Annotated in this window: 10 protein-coding genes; 5 read left to right on the top strand and 5 right to left on the bottom strand. The window is 58.9% G+C overall.

Going from position 1 to position 16410, the window contains the following annotated elements:
- Positions 1-42 precede the first annotated feature (42 nt).
- Entirely contained in the window at positions 43-3156 is a 3114-nt protein-coding gene (gene acrD, locus PU683_RS00150; protein ID WP_277169559.1) for a multidrug efflux RND transporter permease AcrD, read from the bottom strand.
- A 449-nt stretch (positions 3157-3605) separates the two neighbouring features.
- Between acrD and aegA the strand changes: the two genes are divergently transcribed.
- The 4 genes from aegA (at position 3606) to PU683_RS00130 (ending at position 8380) form a co-directional block, all read left to right on the top strand.
- Positions 3606-5570 (top strand): formate-dependent uric acid utilization protein AegA, encoded by a 1965-nt coding sequence (gene aegA / locus PU683_RS00145; RefSeq protein ID WP_277169558.1) that lies wholly within the window; start codon positions 3606-3608, stop codon positions 5568-5570.
- A gap of 68 nt (positions 5571-5638) precedes the next feature.
- Positions 5639-6214 carry a GDP-mannose pyrophosphatase NudK gene (nudK, locus tag PU683_RS00140; RefSeq protein ID WP_277169557.1) on the top strand — a complete coding sequence of 192 codons (576 nt, stop codon included), beginning with the start codon at positions 5639-5641 and terminating at the stop codon, positions 6212-6214.
- Between the two features lie 124 nt (positions 6215-6338).
- Positions 6339-7382 (top strand): DUF1176 domain-containing protein, encoded by a 1044-nt coding sequence (locus PU683_RS00135; RefSeq protein WP_277169556.1) that lies wholly within the window; start codon positions 6339-6341, stop codon positions 7380-7382.
- 65 nt (positions 7383-7447) lie between these two features.
- Positions 7448-8380 (top strand): hypothetical protein, encoded by a 933-nt coding sequence (locus PU683_RS00130; protein WP_277169555.1) that lies wholly within the window; start codon positions 7448-7450, stop codon positions 8378-8380.
- A 37-nt stretch (positions 8381-8417) separates the two neighbouring features.
- On the opposite strand, the gene tkt is transcribed toward PU683_RS00130, so the two are convergent.
- Positions 8418-10412 (bottom strand): transketolase, encoded by a 1995-nt coding sequence (gene tkt / locus PU683_RS00125; RefSeq protein ID WP_277169553.1) that lies wholly within the window; start codon positions 10410-10412, stop codon positions 8418-8420.
- 21 nt (positions 10413-10433) lie between these two features.
- Complete coding sequence (gene tal / locus PU683_RS00120; protein ID WP_277169552.1) at positions 10434-11384, bottom strand: transaldolase; 951 nt, start codon at positions 11382-11384, stop codon at positions 10434-10436.
- 286 nt (positions 11385-11670) lie between these two features.
- Here tal and maeB point away from each other — a divergent pair, with 286 nt between their 5' ends.
- Positions 11671-13950, top strand: a complete 2280-nt coding sequence (gene maeB, locus PU683_RS00115; protein WP_277169550.1) for an NADP-dependent oxaloacetate-decarboxylating malate dehydrogenase — start codon at positions 11671-11673, stop codon at positions 13948-13950.
- Between the two features lie 495 nt (positions 13951-14445).
- Here maeB and hemF read toward each other — a convergent pair whose 3' ends face one another.
- Both hemF and amiA read right to left on the bottom strand, forming a co-directional pair.
- Positions 14446-15348, bottom strand: coding sequence for an oxygen-dependent coproporphyrinogen oxidase (gene hemF / locus PU683_RS00110; protein ID WP_277169549.1), 903 nt, complete (start codon positions 15346-15348; stop codon positions 14446-14448).
- Entirely contained in the window at positions 15348-16220 is an 873-nt protein-coding gene (gene amiA, locus PU683_RS00105) for an N-acetylmuramoyl-L-alanine amidase AmiA (protein ID WP_277169548.1), read from the bottom strand. The genes hemF and amiA overlap by 1 nt, the downstream gene beginning before the upstream one ends.
- Between the last annotated feature and the right edge of the window lie 190 nt (positions 16221-16410).

Genomic DNA, 16410 nt, shown 5'->3' with positions numbered 1-16410 from the left:
AAAAGGCGACCTGAATCAAGTCGCCTTTTTTGTTGCCTGCGATTAACGTGGCTTCGCCTTCAGCGGGAAGCGGCGGCGCACCAGCACAAAGAAGAGCGGGACAAAAAAGATAGCCAGCACCGTGGCTGAAATCATCCCGCCCATCACCCCCGTGCCCACCGCATGCTGGCTGCTTGAGCCGGCACCGGTGCTGGTCGCCATCGGCAGTACGCCAAAGACAAACGCCAGTGAGGTCATCAGAATTGGTCGCAGACGCTGGCGGCAGGCATGCAGCGTTGAGGCGAGCAGATCTTCGCCGCGGGCATTCATCTCATTGGCGAACTCGACAATCAGAATCGCGTTCTTCGCCGACAGGCCAATCACCGTGAGCAGCCCCACCTGGAAATAGACATCGTTCTCCAGCCCGCGCATCCAGGTCGCCACCAGCGCACCAATTACGCCCAGCGGCACCACCAGCATCACCGAGAAGGGCACCGACCAGCTCTCATACAGCGCGGCAAGACAAAGGAAGACCACCAGCAGCGAGACCGCGTAGAGCGCGGGTGCCTGCGCGCCGGAGAGGCGTTCCTGATAGGACATCGCCGTCCACTCAAGGCCAAAGCCGGTCGGCAACTGGCGCACCAGCTTCTCCATCACATCCATCGCCGTACCGGTGCTGACCCCCGGCGCGGCTTCGCCAACGATCTCCACCGCCGCATAGCCATTATAACGCTCGAGACGCGGCGAGCCGGTTTGCCAGTGTGAGGTCGCAAAGGCAGAAAAGGGCACCATCCCGCCACTGTTATTGCGGACATACCAGAGGTTAATGTCGTCCGGCAGCATGCGGAATTTCGCCGCCGACTGCACATAGACCTTCTTCACGCGGCCGCGATCCATAAAGTCATTAACGTAGCTGGAGCCCCAGGCGGTCTTCAGGGTGTCGTTAATATCATCAATCGAGACGCCCAGCGCCTGCGCTTTGCGCTGATCGATATCAATCTGTAACTGTGCGCTGTCATCCAGGCCATTGTGACGCACGCGGGTGAGAGCCGGATCCTGCGAGGCGAGCTGAATCAGCTGATCGCGCGCCGCCATCAAGGCATCGTGACCGGCACCGGCGTGATCCTGCAACTCCATATCAAACCCGGCTGAGCTGCCCATGCCGCTGATCGCCGGCGGGCTTCCGGCAAAGACGCGCGCTTCTTTAATGCGGCTAAAGGCTTTGGTCGCGCGCTCGATAATGGCAAAGGCGCTGCCATCCGTGGTATCGCGCGACTCCCAATCTTTCAGGCGAATAAAGAGACGGGCGACGTTCTGCCCGTTGCCGCCGGGGCCGGAGCCGACGGTGGCGAACACCGACTGCACATTCTCTTTTTCATGGGTGAAGAAGTACTTCTCCACCTTTTGCACCACCTTCAGCGTCTGCTGCTGCGTGGAGCCGCTCGGCAACTGAATGGAGGTGGTAAACATGCCGCGATCCTCCAGCGGCAGAAACGAGGTGGGCAGGCGCATAAACAGCAGCACCATCACGCCAATCAGCAGCAGATAGAGCAGGATCCAGCGCAGAGCGTGATGCAGGATTTTGCCCACGGCGTTTTGATAGCGATCGGCATTGCGGTTGAAGACGCGGTTAAAGGCACCGAAGAAGCCTTTCTGCCCGTGCTGCTCGCCTTTGTGCAGCGGTTTAAGCAGCGTGGCGCAGAGCGCAGGTGTCAGGATCATCGCCACCAGCACCGAGAGCACCATCGCCGAAACAATGGTGATAGAGAACTGGCGATAGATGGCGCCGGTCGTGCCGCCAAAAAAGGCCATCGGCACAAACACGGCGGAGAGCACCATCGCAATGCCGACCAGCGCGCCCTGAATCTGCCCCATCGACTTGCGCGTTGCCTCGCGTGGCGAAAGCCCCTCTTCGCTCATAATGCGCTCGACGTTCTCCACAACCACAATCGCATCATCCACCAGCAGGCCGATGGCCAGCACCATCGCAAACATGGTCAGCGTATTGATGCTGTAGCCAAAGGCGTAGAGCACGCCAAACGTACCCAGTAGCACCACCGGCACGGCGATGGTCGGGATCAGGGTGGCGCGGAAGTTTTGCAAAAAGAGGTACATCACCACAAACACCAGCACAATCGCTTCCAGCAGCGTCTTCACCACATCGATAATCGAGGCTTTAACAAACGAAGCGGTTTCATAGGCGACTTTGTACTCCAGGCCGTGAGGGAAGTAGTGCGACAGCTCATTGAGCCGCTGAAGCACCAGCTCTGCCGTCTCCATCTCATTCGCCCCGGAGGCCAGCTTCACGCCGAGCCCGGAGGCGGCGTTGCCGTTATAACGGCTCAGGTAGTCATACTTCTCCGCGCCCAGTTCGACGGTGGCCACGTCGCCGAGACGCACTTCCGACCCGTCAGGATTGACGCGCAACGTAATATCGCGGAACTGCTCCGGCGTCTGTAACAGCGACTGTGCATTGATGGTGGCATTCAGCGCCTGACGATCAACAGAGGGCGTGCCGCCCAGTTGCCCGACGGCAATCTGCGCGTTCTGTGAGGCGATAGCGCGCGTGACGTCACCGGTTGTGAGCTGGTAACTGGTGAGCTTCGACGGGTCGGGCCAGATGCGCATGGCGTACTGCGAGCCGTAGGCGTCGATATCGCCGACGCCGTTCACGCGGCTTAAGGGATCCTGAATGTTACTTGCCACATAGTCGGCAATATCCTGCTTATCCATCGACCCGTCGGTGGAGACAAACGCGATGGTAAGGATGTTGGTATCGCCGGTTTTGCGCACCGTCACCCCCTGATTCTGCACGGTTTGCGGCAGCTTGCGCATCGCGGACTGCAGCTGGTTTTGCACCTGCTGCACCGCTTCATCCGGATCGGTACCGGCGCGGAAGTTAAGGGTAATCGATGCCTGGCCCGTGGCGCTGCTTTGTGAGGACATATACATCAGGTTATCGAGCCCGGTCATATTCTGCTCAATTACCTGCGTGACAGTGTTCTCCAGCGTCTGCGCCGACGCACCGGGGTAGTTGGCGGTGATGCGCACATTCGGCGGGGCTAAATCGGGATATTGCTCAACGGGCAACGAGCTAATGGCGAGCGCCCCGGTCAGACAGATCAGGATCGCCAGCACCCACGCAAAAATGGGGCGATCGATAAAAAATTTCGCCATCAGAAACAGGACCTCATATTGCTGCGCATGATTAGGGGGAGAATAACCGCCTCAATGTAGCGGTAATAGCGACACCAATCGTGGAGAAATAAAGGAGAAAGTGTAAATTATCATGCCCTATTGAGGCATCACGAGGCAGAGCGGTATTTAAGCCAAATTTTCATCTGCGACGACCTACTCTCAATGTTGACTCTTTACCTTTACCGGGCTTTCGCCGCAGCGGTAAATAGCCCGCCCATTGTTAATGGGTTACAGGGAATGTAGACCATCCTGGCCGATTATGCAGACCTGCTACTTTTCTGAAAAGCGGAGGTAAATTGATCTGCTACATGTTCGTGACAAATAGATAACCATTCAGGGCAAATGAACATTGCCTGCCCGCAGGCACCCCGGTAAATAGAGTAGGCATATAAAAGATAAGGTTTATCCAGCCAATCAAGAAGGGTGCCATGAATCGTTTTATTATGGCGAATAGCCAGCACTGTATTGGATGTCACGCCTGCGAAGTGGCCTGCGTAATGGCGCACAACGACGAGCAACATCCCCTTACCCCTGATGCGTTCTACCCACGTATTACCGTCGTTAAAACCCCCCAACACAACAGCGCGGTGACCTGCCACCATTGTGAAGCGGCTCCCTGCGCGCGTAGCTGCCCGAACGGGGCCATCACCCGCGTCGATGACACGGTGCAGGTTAATCAGCAGAAATGCATCGGCTGCAAATCCTGCGTTGTCGTCTGCCCGTTCGGCACAATGCAGGTGCTGGTAACGGTCAGGGAAGGGCAGATGCAAGCCACTGCTCACAAATGCGATCTCTGCGCTCAGCGCACCGCAGGCCCGGCCTGCGTGGAGAACTGCCCGGCGGATGCGCTCACCTTAGTCAACGCAGAGGCGCTGGCAACTATGGCAAAAGCGCGGCGATTGCGCAGCGCCCGCCAGCAGGCGCTGCCGTGGCATGATGTTCCGGCGCAGAACGACGACAAAGTTCGCCAGCTGCGTAGTACCGCTGCGCGCGGCGAGCCGGAGAAGCTACCGATTGCGGCGCGGAAAAGCGGCTTCGATGAGATCTACCTGCCGTTTCGACCCGCGCAGGCGCAGCAGGAGGCGAGACGCTGCTTAACCTGCGGCGAGCACAGCATCTGCGAATGGCGCTGCCCGCTCCACAACCACATTCCCCAGTGGATTGAGCGCGTAAAAGCGGGGGATATCGCCGCTGCGGTGGAGCTTTCGCACCAGACCAACTGCCTGCCGGAGATCACCGGCCGCGTTTGTCCTCAGGATAGCCTCTGCGAAGGGGCATGTACTCTGCGCGATGCCTCCGGCGCGGTCACCATCGGCAATATTGAGCGCTACATCTCCGATCAGGCGCTGGCGCAGGGCTGGCGGCCCGACCTGCGGCAGGTGAAACCCGTTAATAAACGGGTGGCGATTATTGGCGCAGGGCCAGCGGGGCTGGCGTGCGCCGATGTGCTGGCTCGCCACGGCGTCAGCGCTACCGTCTTTGATCGCCACCCGGAAATTGGCGGCCTGCTCACCTTCGGCATTCCGGCTTTCAAGCTCGACAAATCCCTGCTGGTGCGGCGGCGCGAAATCTTCAGCGCGATGGGCATCGATTTCGAGCTTAATTGTGAAATCGGCAAAGATCGCCCGCTGGAGCAGCTGCTGGCGGAGTTTGACGCGGTGTTCGTCGGCGTCGGCACCTACCGCTCAATGAAAGCCAACCTGCTCAATGAAGAGGCGCCTGGTGTCTATGACGCCTTACCGTTCCTGATTGCCAACACCAAACAGTTGATGGGGCTTAAGACCCCGGCGGATGAGCCGTTTGTCGACACTGCAGGGCTTAACGTAGTGGTGCTGGGCGGCGGCGATACGGCGATGGACTGCGTGCGCACCGCGCTGCGTCACGGCGCGGCAAAGGTGACCTGTGCCTACCGCCGGGATGAGGCCAATATGCCCGGCTCGAAAAAAGAGGTGAAAAATGCCCGCGATGAGGGGGCGAACTTTGAGTTCAACGTTCAGCCGCTCAGCATTGAAGTGGATGAAGAGGGCAAAGTGAGCGGCATACGCTTACAGCGCACGCAGCTCGGCGAGGCGGATGCGAAAGGCCGCCGTCGTCCGGTGGCGATCGCGGGCAGCGAGTTTATTATGCCCGCCGAGGCGGTGATTATGGCCTTTGGTTTCAACCCCCATTCAATGCCGTGGTTATCGCGCCTTGGCGTGCAGGTGGATGAGTGGGGGCGTATCGTCGCAAGCGTCAACACCCCTTACCGGTATCAGACTACTCACCCGAAGATTTTTGCCGGTGGCGATGCGGTGCGCGGTGCCGATCTGGTCGTCACGGCGATGGCCGAGGGGCGTCATGCGGCACAGGGGATCATGGCGTGGCTTGAGGTTAACCCACCGGAGAAACAGTAACCCCCCGGCGACAAAGCAGGTCAGGGCGCGTACTATAACGCCATTCTGTTTCTCTTCTGGAGCCTGCTATGTCGCTAAAAATCGATGTGATTAAAGATAAAATCCTCTCTGAAAACTACTTTGTCCTGCGCAACATCACCTACGATTTGACGCGCCAGAACGGCGAGGTCATCCGCCATAAACGCGAAGTGTATGACCGCGGTAACGGCGCGACCATCCTGCTCTATAACCGCGAAAAACAGAGCGTGGTGCTTATTCGCCAGTTCCGTATCGCCAGCTGGGTGAATGGCAACGAGAGCGGCATGCTGATTGAAGCCTGCGCCGGTCTGCTGGATGACGACGAGCCGGAAGTGTGCATCCGCAAAGAGGCGATTGAAGAGACTGGCTACCTGGTCGGAGAGGTGCGCAAAGTGTTCGAACTCTATATGTCGCCAGGCGGCGTGACCGAGATCGTGCACTTTTTTGTCGCTGAGTATAGCGATGCGCAGCGCGCCAATAACGGCGGCGGCGTGGAGGATGAAGATATCGAAGTGCTGGAGTTGCCGTTTGAGCAGGCGCTGGCGATGGTGGCAAGCGGTGAGATCCGCGACGGCAAGGCAGTCATTCTGCTGCAGTATCTGCAAACCTCCGGTCTGATGGCGTGAAGCACTTTTTCTGCCCCCCTACCAACTTTCGCATGAAGCTATCCGACAAATCCGATTGAGCCGGTCAACCGCGGGAGTAAAGATACGCCAGTTTTGCGTCTATTCTTCCGGGGTTGCACCATTCATGCGTTATCGCAGCGTACTTACTCTCCTTTTCGGTCTTTGCACCGCACCCGCGCTATGGGCCGCGCCGGCACAGAAAACGTTCTCCGACTGGCAAGTAACCTGCAATAACCAGAATTTTTGCGTGGCGCGCAATACCGGCGATCACGCCGGGCTGGTGATGAGCCTTGAACGCAGCGCCGGGGCGCGCGCTGATGCGTCGCTGCGGATCGATCTTGGCGGTATCGGTATTCCGGCGGGCAAAGCGCCGCCTATCGCCGGGCGTCTGCTGCTGGATGGACAACCGCTAAAAATGACCAATACGGAGTGGAAGATCGCGCCGTGGCATCTGATGACCAGCAACCCGCAAACCGTTGCCGCGCTGCTGGAGACTATCCAGGAGGGGCAGACCATTACCCTGCAGAGCGGGCCGGGGCGGATTTCGCTCGCCGGGCTGAAAGCCGCACTGCTGTTTATTGACGCGCAGCAAAAACGCGTCGGCAGTAAAACCGCGTGGATCAAAAAAGGGGTCAGTCCGCCGCTGAGCGTGCCGCCTGCACCCGCCTTAAAAGAGGTCATCCAGACCAGTGCGGCTCCCGCACCCTTAACCCACCAGCAACTCAACGATCTGCTTGATTACGGCAACTGGCGCATGAGCAACACCCAGTGCTCCCTTGACCCGGCGCGTCGCCAGGTGCGGGTCTATGCCCTGACCAATGACAAAGCGCTGCTGATGATTGATTGCGAAGCGGGTGCTTACAACGTGGTCGATCTCGCCTGGCTTGTCTCGCGACAAAAACCGTTTATCTCCCGCCTGGTGCGCCTGCGCCTGCCATTCTCCCCCGATAATGGCAACAGCGAAATGGAGCTGATGAATGCCTCGTTTGATGAGAAGAGCCGCGAGCTGACCACGCTGGCGAAAGGGCGAGGCCTTGCAGACTGCGGCGTCGCCAGCCGCTGGCGTTTCGACGGGCAGAATTTCCGCCTCGTGCGTTACGCCCAGGAGCCTACCTGCGACAGCTGGCACGGGCCCGATTCATGGCCAACGCTGTGGGTCACGCGATAAGCGAGTGACGAAACCGCTCCGCGCTCATTATAATCCGCCCGCACGTTGCCACCGGGAAGAAAATAATGAAACCTCTGTTTACGCCATGGCTTGCCTTAAGCCTGGCTTTTATCGCCGCTCTGCCCGCCAGAGCTGAACTTACCGCCGACGACAATAAGGCCATCGCCGCGCAGGTTGAGCGCTGGAACAGCCACCTTAACGGCAAGGCCGACGCGGGCGATCTCTATGCCGATCAGGTGAACTGGTTTGGCGAAAACCTCTCCCGCGACGCGGTGCTGCGCAAGCAGCAGGATTTCACCGCCCGCGCGCCGCACTTTACTCAACGCATCATCACCACGCTTGATATCAACGAAACCAGCGCTGGCGATGTGGAGGTCGATTTTGTCAAACAGGCCGGGCTGGAGGCGGACACGCGTAAAAATTATCCCGCGCAGTTAATCCTCCACCATCAGCCAGCGGGCTGGCGCATCAGCGGCGAAACGGATCTGCTCACGCGCCTCAATCAGAAAGAGGCGGCGGTGCAGGGGGCTTTGACCAAAGGCAAATTTGACGGCGTCACTAAAGAGACGGTGTGGGTCAGCGCCCGCGATCCGCACTCCGGCGGCAGCTGTACGCAAGAGGGCGACTGCGACTGCGCGCTATGGAGCAGCAATCCGGCCATCAAACCCGCTACGCTGCCGCAGTGTATTGGTGCCACGGTGGAGACGCTCTCCGGCCTTGACGACAGCGGTCGCGATCGGGTGGTGGTCTTCCCTCAGTGGTGGACCAGCGCGTGGAACGTGGTCTATGTCTACGATATCCAGCAGGGAGAGTGGGTGAAAGCCGTGCCTTCCTTCCCCTATAACAGCAATGTGCAGGAGGATGACAATGCTGCCGCGCTGGTGAAGCGCGATCCGCAGCATCCGGGCTTCGTGCTGGTGAAAAAAGCGCTGTGGGATGAGAAGCAGGAAGAGATTGTCACGCCGCAGGAGAGCGAAGCGTTGCAGGTGGTGAAATAAGAAAAAGCGCGCCTGGCGAAGCAGGCGCGTCTTGAGATTACTTCTTAAGTACCGCTTTGGCTTTCGCCACGATGTTCTCGACGGTAAAGCCGAAGTAAGGGAAGAGTTTTTCCGCCGGCGCGGATTCGCCATAGCCGGTCATGCCGACAATCGCGCCCTTCAGGCCGACATACTTGTACCAGTAATCGGCAATACCGGCTTCCACCGCGACGCGCGCGCTGACATCCGATGGCAGCACCGATTCGCGCCACGCTTCATCCTGGGCATCAAAGATATCCGTTGAGGGCAGTGAAACCACACGCACCTTAACGCCTTCGCTGCTCAGCTGCTCTGCGGCCTTCATGGTGATCTCCATTTCAGAGCCGGTCGCAATCAGGATCAGATCGGGTTTGCCGTCGCTATCTTTCAGGATATAACCGCCTTTGCCGATCGCTTTGACCTGCTCCGGGGTTCGCTCCATCTGCGCCAGATTCTGCCGCGAGAGGATCAGCGCCGTCGGGCCGTTGTGGCGCTCAATCGCCAGTTTCCAGCCGACCGCCGCTTCCACCTGGTCACAGGGGCGCCAGGTGCTGAAGTTTGGCGTCAGACGCAGGCTGGCAATCTGCTCCACCGCCTGGTGCGTCGGGCCATCTTCGCCAAGGCCGATGGAGTCATGGGTATAGACCATGATCTGCCGCGCTTTCATCAGCGCCGCCATACGCGCCGCGTTACGGGCATACTCAACGAACATCAGGAAAGTCGCGGTATAGGGGACAAAACCGCCGTGATGGGCGATACCGTTGGCAATTGCCGTCATGCCAAACTCACGTACACCGTAGTGAATGTAGTTCCCGGCCGCATCCTCTTTAATCGATGTGGAGCCGGACCAGATGGTGAGGTTACTCGGGGCCAGATCCGCCGAGCCGCCAAGCAGTTCCGGCAGCACCGGGCCATAGCTGTTCAGGGTGTTTTGCGACGCCTTACGGCTGGCGATCTTCGCCGGGTTAGCCTGCAGATTGTTGATGTATTCGGAGGTGATCTGCTCCCAGTTCTCCGGCAACCCGCCGCTCATGCGACGCTTAAACTCGGCCGCCAGCTCCGGGAACGCTTTCTCCCACGCCGCCAGTTTCTCATTCCACGACTGCTGGGCTTTCGCGCCGCGATCGCGTGCGTCCCACGCCTGGTAGATCTCTTTCGGGATCTCGAACGGACCGTAGTTCCAGCCCAGCTGTTTGCGGGTCAGCGCCACCTCTTCGTCGCCAAGCGCCGCGCCGTGCGACTCCTCTTTGCCCGCTTTGTTTGGCGAACCAAAACCAATCACCGTGCGGCAGATAATCAGCGACGGCTTATCCTTCACCTGCTGCGCCTCTTCGATGGCCTGTTTCACCGCTTCCGCAGAGTGACCATCCACTTCGCTGATCACATGCCAGTTGTAGGCTTCGAAACGTTTGGCCGTGTCATCGGTAAACCAGCCTTCGGTTTCGCCATCAATGGAGATGCCGTTGTGATCGTAGAAGCCAATCAGCTTGCCTAAGCCCAGCGTACCCGCCAGCGAGCAGACTTCGTGGGAGATCCCCTCCATCAGACAGCCATCGCCCATAAAGACATAGGTGTAGTGATCGACGATGTCATGGCCAGGGCGGTTGAACTGCGCCGCCAGCGTGCGCTCGGCAATCGCCAGACCGACGGCGTTCGCCAGCCCCTGACCCAGCGGGCCGGTGGTGGTCTCAACGCCCGGCGTGTAGCCAATTTCCGGATGGCCCGGCGTTTTGGAGTGCAGCTGACGGAAGTTCTTCAGCTCTTCGATCGGCAGGTCATAGCCGCTGAGATGCAGCAGGCTGTAGAGCAGCATTGAGGCGTGACCGTTAGAGAGAATAAAGCGGTCGCGGTTGTACCAGGTCGGGTCGGCCGGGTTGTGTTGCAGAAAGTCGTTCCACAGCACTTCTGCGATATCTGCCATCCCCATTGGCGCACCGGGGTGGCCGGAATTGGCTTTTTGCACCGCGTCCATACTCAGGGCGCGAATGGCGTTAGCAAGCTCTTTACGGGACATAGTTCACTCCGTGGCAAAAGGTTAAAGTTTGGCAGCAAGCAGATCTTCGAGTTTGCGCTGGTCAACGGCGAACTGGCGGATGCCGTCAGAGAGTTTCTCAACCGCCATCGGGTCGAGGTTATGTTCCCAGCGGAACTCCGCTTCGGTCATTTTCGCCTGGCGTGAGAAGGTCTGGGATGACGGCACCAGTTTGCGCTCGACGGTGCCTTCATGCTCCTGTAGCTCCTGCAGCAGGGCAGGCGAGATGGTGAGGCGGTCGCAGCCGGCGAGGGCGAGGATCTGCTCGACGCGGCGGAAGCTGGCGCCCATCACGATGGTCTCGTAACGGTGCTGTTTGTAGTAGTCATAGATATTGCGCACCGATTTGACGCCCGGATCTTCATCCACCACGTAGGGATCCATCGGTTTGCGGTCGTTGTACCAGTCATAGATGCGCCCGACGAACGGCGAAATCAGATAGACGCCCGCTTCGGCACAGGCGCGCGCCTGGGCAAAGGAGAAGAGCAGCGTCAGGTTGCAGTCGATACCCTCTTTTTGCAACTCTTCAGCCGCGCGGATGCCTTCCCAGGTGGAGGCGAGTTTAATCAGAATGCGTGTCTTATCGATCCCCTGCTCCTGATAGAGCTCAACGATACGGCGCGCTTTGGCAATGCTCTTCTCTTTATCGTAGGAGAGACGCGCGTCGACTTCGGTGGAGACGCGTCCCGGAATGCTTTTCAGAATTTCCGCACCGATATTGACCGCCAGTTTATCGCTCGCTTCTGCGACCTGCTGCTCCTGGGTTTTGCCGCGCGCTTTGCCATACTCCAGCGCGTCGTCAACCAGATGGGAAAAGTGCCCGAGTCCTGCGGCCTTCAGCAGCAGAGAGGGGTTGGTGGTGGCATCTTCCGGCTGGTAATGGCGAATGGATTCGATGTCGCCGCTGTCCGCCACAACGGTGGTGAACTGTTTCAGGCCGTCTAAATAATTCATGAAGATAACTCCTTAAAAAGCAATGTGTTATTTGCGCGCGTCGCATCGCGCTGTTGTCAGGATGAGAGCTGCATAACAAAAAAGCATAGCAGACGCAGCCCTTTACGGGGTTTTGCGGCAGGTAACAAAGATGGGAGATATACGTAAAGGTTTTGTTGATGCGATGGCCAGAGTATGGCGACCTTCAAAGTTTACGCCGTCGACAAAGGCCATACTGGTCGGTGCATTGGAGTGTCATCACGCGTTAACACTCTTGACGCTGAAAGCAACGTGAAAGGAACATCTAATGGACGACCAATTAAAACAGAGTGCCCTCGATTTTCACGAGTTTCCCCGCCCGGGTAAGATTCAGGTTTCCCCTACCAAACCGCTGGCGACGCAGCGCGACCTGGCGCTGGCATACTCGCCCGGTGTTGCCGCGCCCTGTCTGGAAATTGAGAAAGACCCTCTGGCAGCCTATAAATACACCGCGCGCGGCAATCTGGTCGCCGTTATCTCCAACGGCACCGCCGTGCTCGGTCTTGGCAATATCGGCGCGCTCGCGGGCAAGCCGGTGATGGAGGGCAAAGGCGTTCTGTTTAAGAAATTTGCCGGTATTGATGTGTTCGATATCGAAGTTGATGAGCAGGACCCCGACAAACTGATCGACGTGGTTGCTGCGCTGGAGCCGACCTTCGGCGGCATTAACCTGGAAGATATTAAAGCGCCGGAGTGCTTCTATATTGAGGCGAAACTGCGTGAGCGCATGAATATCCCGGTGTTCCATGACGATCAGCACGGCACGGCGATCATCAGCACTGCTGCCATTCTCAACGGTCTGCGGGTGGTGGAAAAGAACCTCTCTGACGTGCGCATGGTCGTCTCCGGCGCGGGCGCGGCGGCCATCGCCTGTATGAACCTGCTGGTGGCGCTGGGGATGCAGAAACACAACATTGTGGTCTGCGACTCGAAGGGGGTGATCTACAGAGACCGCGAGCCGAACATGGCGGAGACCAAAGCCGCCTATGCGGTGGAGGACAACGGCAAACGCACGCTGGCGGAAGTGGTCGCGGGTGCGGATATCTTCCTCGGCTGCTCGGGGCCAAAAGTGCTGACCCCGGAGATGGTGAAAGAGATGGCGCGCCAGCCGCTGATCCTCGCGCTGGCAAATCCAGAGCCGGAGATCCTGCCGGATCTGGCAAAATCGGTGCGCCCGGATGCGATCATCTGCACCGGCCGCTCGGATTACCCCAACCAGGTCAACAACGTTCTCTGCTTCCCCTTTATCTTCCGCGGCGCGCTCGACGTTGGCGCAACGGCGATTAACGAAGAGATGAAGCTGGCGGCAGTGCATGCCATTGCCGAGCTGGCGCACGCCGAGCAGAGCGAAGTGGTGGCTTCTGCCTATGGCGATCAGGATCTCAGCTTTGGGCCTGATTACCTGATCCCGAAACCGTTCGACCCGCGTTTGATTGTCAAAATCGCCCCGGCGGTGGCAAAAGCGGCGATGGAGTCCGGCGTGGCGATGCGCCCGATTAGCGACTTCGACGCCTATGTCGATAAGCTCGCCGAGTTTGTCTATAAAACAAACCTGTTTATGAAGCCGATCTTCTCCCAGGCCCGCAGCGCGCCGAAGCGTGTGGTGCTGACAGAAGGGGAGGAGCCGCGCGTACTGCATGCCACCCAGGAGCTGGTGACGCTGGGGCTGGCGAAGCCGATCCTGATTGGCCGTCCGAGCGTGATTGAGATGCGCATTCAGAAGCTGGGGCTGCAAATCCGCGCCGGCGCGGATTTCGAGATAGTGAATAACGAGTCCGACCCGCGCTTTAAGGAGTACTGGACGGAGTACTTCAACATCATGAAACGCCGTGGCGTGACTCAGGAGCAGGCGCAGCGCGCGGTGATTGCTAACACCACGGTGATTGGCGCCATCATGGTCCATCGCGGTGAAGCGGATGCAATGATCTGCGGCACCATTGGCGAATACCATGAGCACTTTAGCGTGGTGCGCGACATCTTTGGCTATCGCGACAGCGTGCATGCCGCAGGCGCGATGAACGCGCTGCTGCTGCCAAGCGGCAACACCTTTATTGCCGACACCTACGTAAACGAAGATCCGAGCGCCGATCAGCTGGCAGAGATCACCCTGCTGGCGGCGGAGACGGTGCGCCGTTTTGGTATTGAACCGCGCGTGGCGCTGCTTTCACACTCTCAGTACGGCTCATCCAATGCCCCGGCGGCGGCGAAGATGCGTGAAACCTTAGCGCTGGTGCGTGAGCGGGCACCGGAGTTGATGATTGACGGCGAGATGCACGGTGATGCGGCGCTGGATGAGTCGATTCGTCAGGACAGAATGCCCGACAGCCCGCTGAAGGGGACGGCGAATATCCTGATTATGCCGAACGTCGAAGCCGCGCGTATCAGCTACAACCTGCTGCGCGTCTCCAGCGCCGAAGGGGTGACCGTCGGGCCGGTGTTGATGGGGGTGGCTAAGCCGGTACATGTGTTGACGCCGATCGCCTCCGTGCGGCGGATCGTCAATATGGTGGCGTTAGCGGTTGTCGAGGCGCAGACCGCGCCGTTGTAAGCTTTAGCATCACAGTTTCGGTAGGCCGGATAAGCGGTAGCGCCATCCGGCAATCGATGCCGCTCACATAATGCCGGATGGCGCGTAAACGCTTATCCGGCCTACGCGGTTCCAGCAACTCCGACTTTCCTTTACCTCAGGTCTCACAGCGAGGGTGTTGTGTCCCCGCTGAAATCGGCGAACCGAAGCGTGAATGACAAGGTCTGGACGCCATGGATGGCGGACAGAGGCGAACCGAGACAGGGACGAGTCCCGGAACGGGGCGAGTAAGTCGAGTCGAGCCGGCCGCAGTCAGGCACGCGGGAGGTGAGCGCAGTGCGCAGCACCGATTTCCTCGCGGGGCCGCGGGGATTGACAAGGGGAGCGCGGCCGCGCCCCTTGTCCCGTTCACCGCATAAGAGATTAATGAAACTCCCTAATGCCTGGTGAACGGAACCATTCCACCGTGGTAACACCTTTGCCGGATGGCAGCTGCGCCTTATCCGGCCTACGAGGTTAGATCCACTCTTTCACTTTGATAAACTCGCTGAGCGCCGCTTCGGGGCTGCCTTCGGCGGGCTGGTAGTTGTACTCCCAGCGCACCAGCGGCGGCATCGACATCAAAATCGACTCGGTGCGCCCGCCAGTTTGCAGGCCGAACAACGTCCCGCGATCCCACACCAGATTAAACTCCACGTAGCGCCCGCGGCGGTAGAGCTGAAAGTCGCGCTCGCGCTCGCCCCACGGCATATTTTTACGCCGCTCGACGATCGGCAGGTAGGCGTCGGTATAGCCTTCGCCCACCGCGCGCATAAAGTCGAAACAGTGGTCAAAATCAGGGGTGTTGAGATCGTCGAAAAAGAGCCCGCCAACGCCGCGCTGCTCGTCGCGATGCTTGAGGTAGAAGTAGTCATCGCACCACTTTTTATAGCGCGGGTAGACCTCTTCGCCGAAGGGCTGGCAGAGATCGCGCGCGGTGCGGTGCCAGTGCACGGCATCCTCTTCAAAGCCGTAATAGGGGGTCATATCGAAACCGCCGCCGAACCACCAAACCGGATCGGCATCCGGCTTCTGGGCGATAAAAAAGCGCACGTTGGCATGGCTGGTCGGCACATAGGGGTTGCGCGGGTGCACCACCAGTGAGACGCCCATCGCTTCGAAACTGCGCCCCGCCAGCTCCGGGCGGTGCGCGGTGGCAGAGGCGGGCATCGCATCACCGTGGACGTGGGAGAAATTAACTCCCGCCTGTTCAAACACGCTGCCGTCGCGCAGCACACGGCTGCGCCCGCCGCCGCCCGCGTTACGCTGCCAGGCATCTTCGATAAAGCTTCCGCCGTCGATTGCCGCCAGCTTCGCGCAGATAGCGTCCTGCAGGGCAAGCAGGGCGTTTTTTACCGGGTCTACATCAGGAGTGCTCATCAGCGCCTCTTCGTGTGGGCTTTGTGATTATCGAACCAGCTAAAGTAGCTCATGACACCGTCGGTGATGGCCGTGGCGATCTTCTGGCGAAACGCGGCGGTGCCGAGCAGCTTCTCCTCCGCCGGGTTGGTAATAAACGAGGTCTCCACCAGCACCGACGGAATGGAAGGAGATTTTAGCACCACAAACGCCGCCTGCTCGGTATTGCGGCTGTGTAGCCGGTGCACCGGCTTGATCTGTTTGATGATATGCGAGCCGAGCGTCAGGCTGTTTTTAATGGTGTCCGTCTGCACCAAATCAAACAGCACTTGCTGGAGCAGATGATCTTTATCACGCGCTTTTTTGCCCGCCAGTTCATCGACGGCATTCTCCTTATCAGAGAGGTATTTCGCCATCGCACTACTCGCCCCGCGATTGGAGAGGGCAAACACCGACGCGCCCGCGGCGTTCGGGTTAGTGAAGCCGTCGGCGTGAATCGACATAAAGAGATCCGCGCCGTGCTGATGGGCAATCTCGACGCGGTCGTAAAGGGGAATGAATTTATCGCTGGTACGCGTTAAACGCGCATCAATGCCGCGCGCACGCAGCTGCGCCCGGACGTTTTTGGCAATCGCCAGCACCACATGCTTCTCTTTCGAGCCGTTGTGGCCAATCGCGCCGGTATCAATCCCGCCGTGGCCGGGGTCGAGCATCACGATGCGCCGGGCGCCCGCTTTTTTCGCCTTTGGTTTGCTGTGGCTGTTGCTGGTTTTAAGCGGCGTCTCATCCTTAGCGATAGCACGAGACATACCTGACAACGTTAATGCTGCCAGGCCTGCTTTCAGGATCTGGCGACGCGAGGTGAGTGTTTTTAATGGTTTAAAGGTGCTCATAGCCTGAAATGGGTTATCCGTGGTGGCAGGTGTTATAGCGTATCGTGTTTGCTGTGACGACAGTCCGTAAGAACTATTGTTTTACTTTTCATTTCAATACGTGACAGAGTGACATTATGCCATTTTTCAGCGGCGATGATGCTGGATATTGGCTAACCGCGCGCCAGAGGCCATAATCACCGTTTACACA

It is taken from the genome of Candidatus Kosakonia sp. 282A-S69 (assembly GCF_029433855.1).
Taxonomy (GTDB): Bacteria; Pseudomonadota; Gammaproteobacteria; order Enterobacterales; family Enterobacteriaceae; genus Kosakonia; species Kosakonia cowanii_A.
This window is presented reverse-complemented; position numbering and strand designations above follow the sequence as displayed.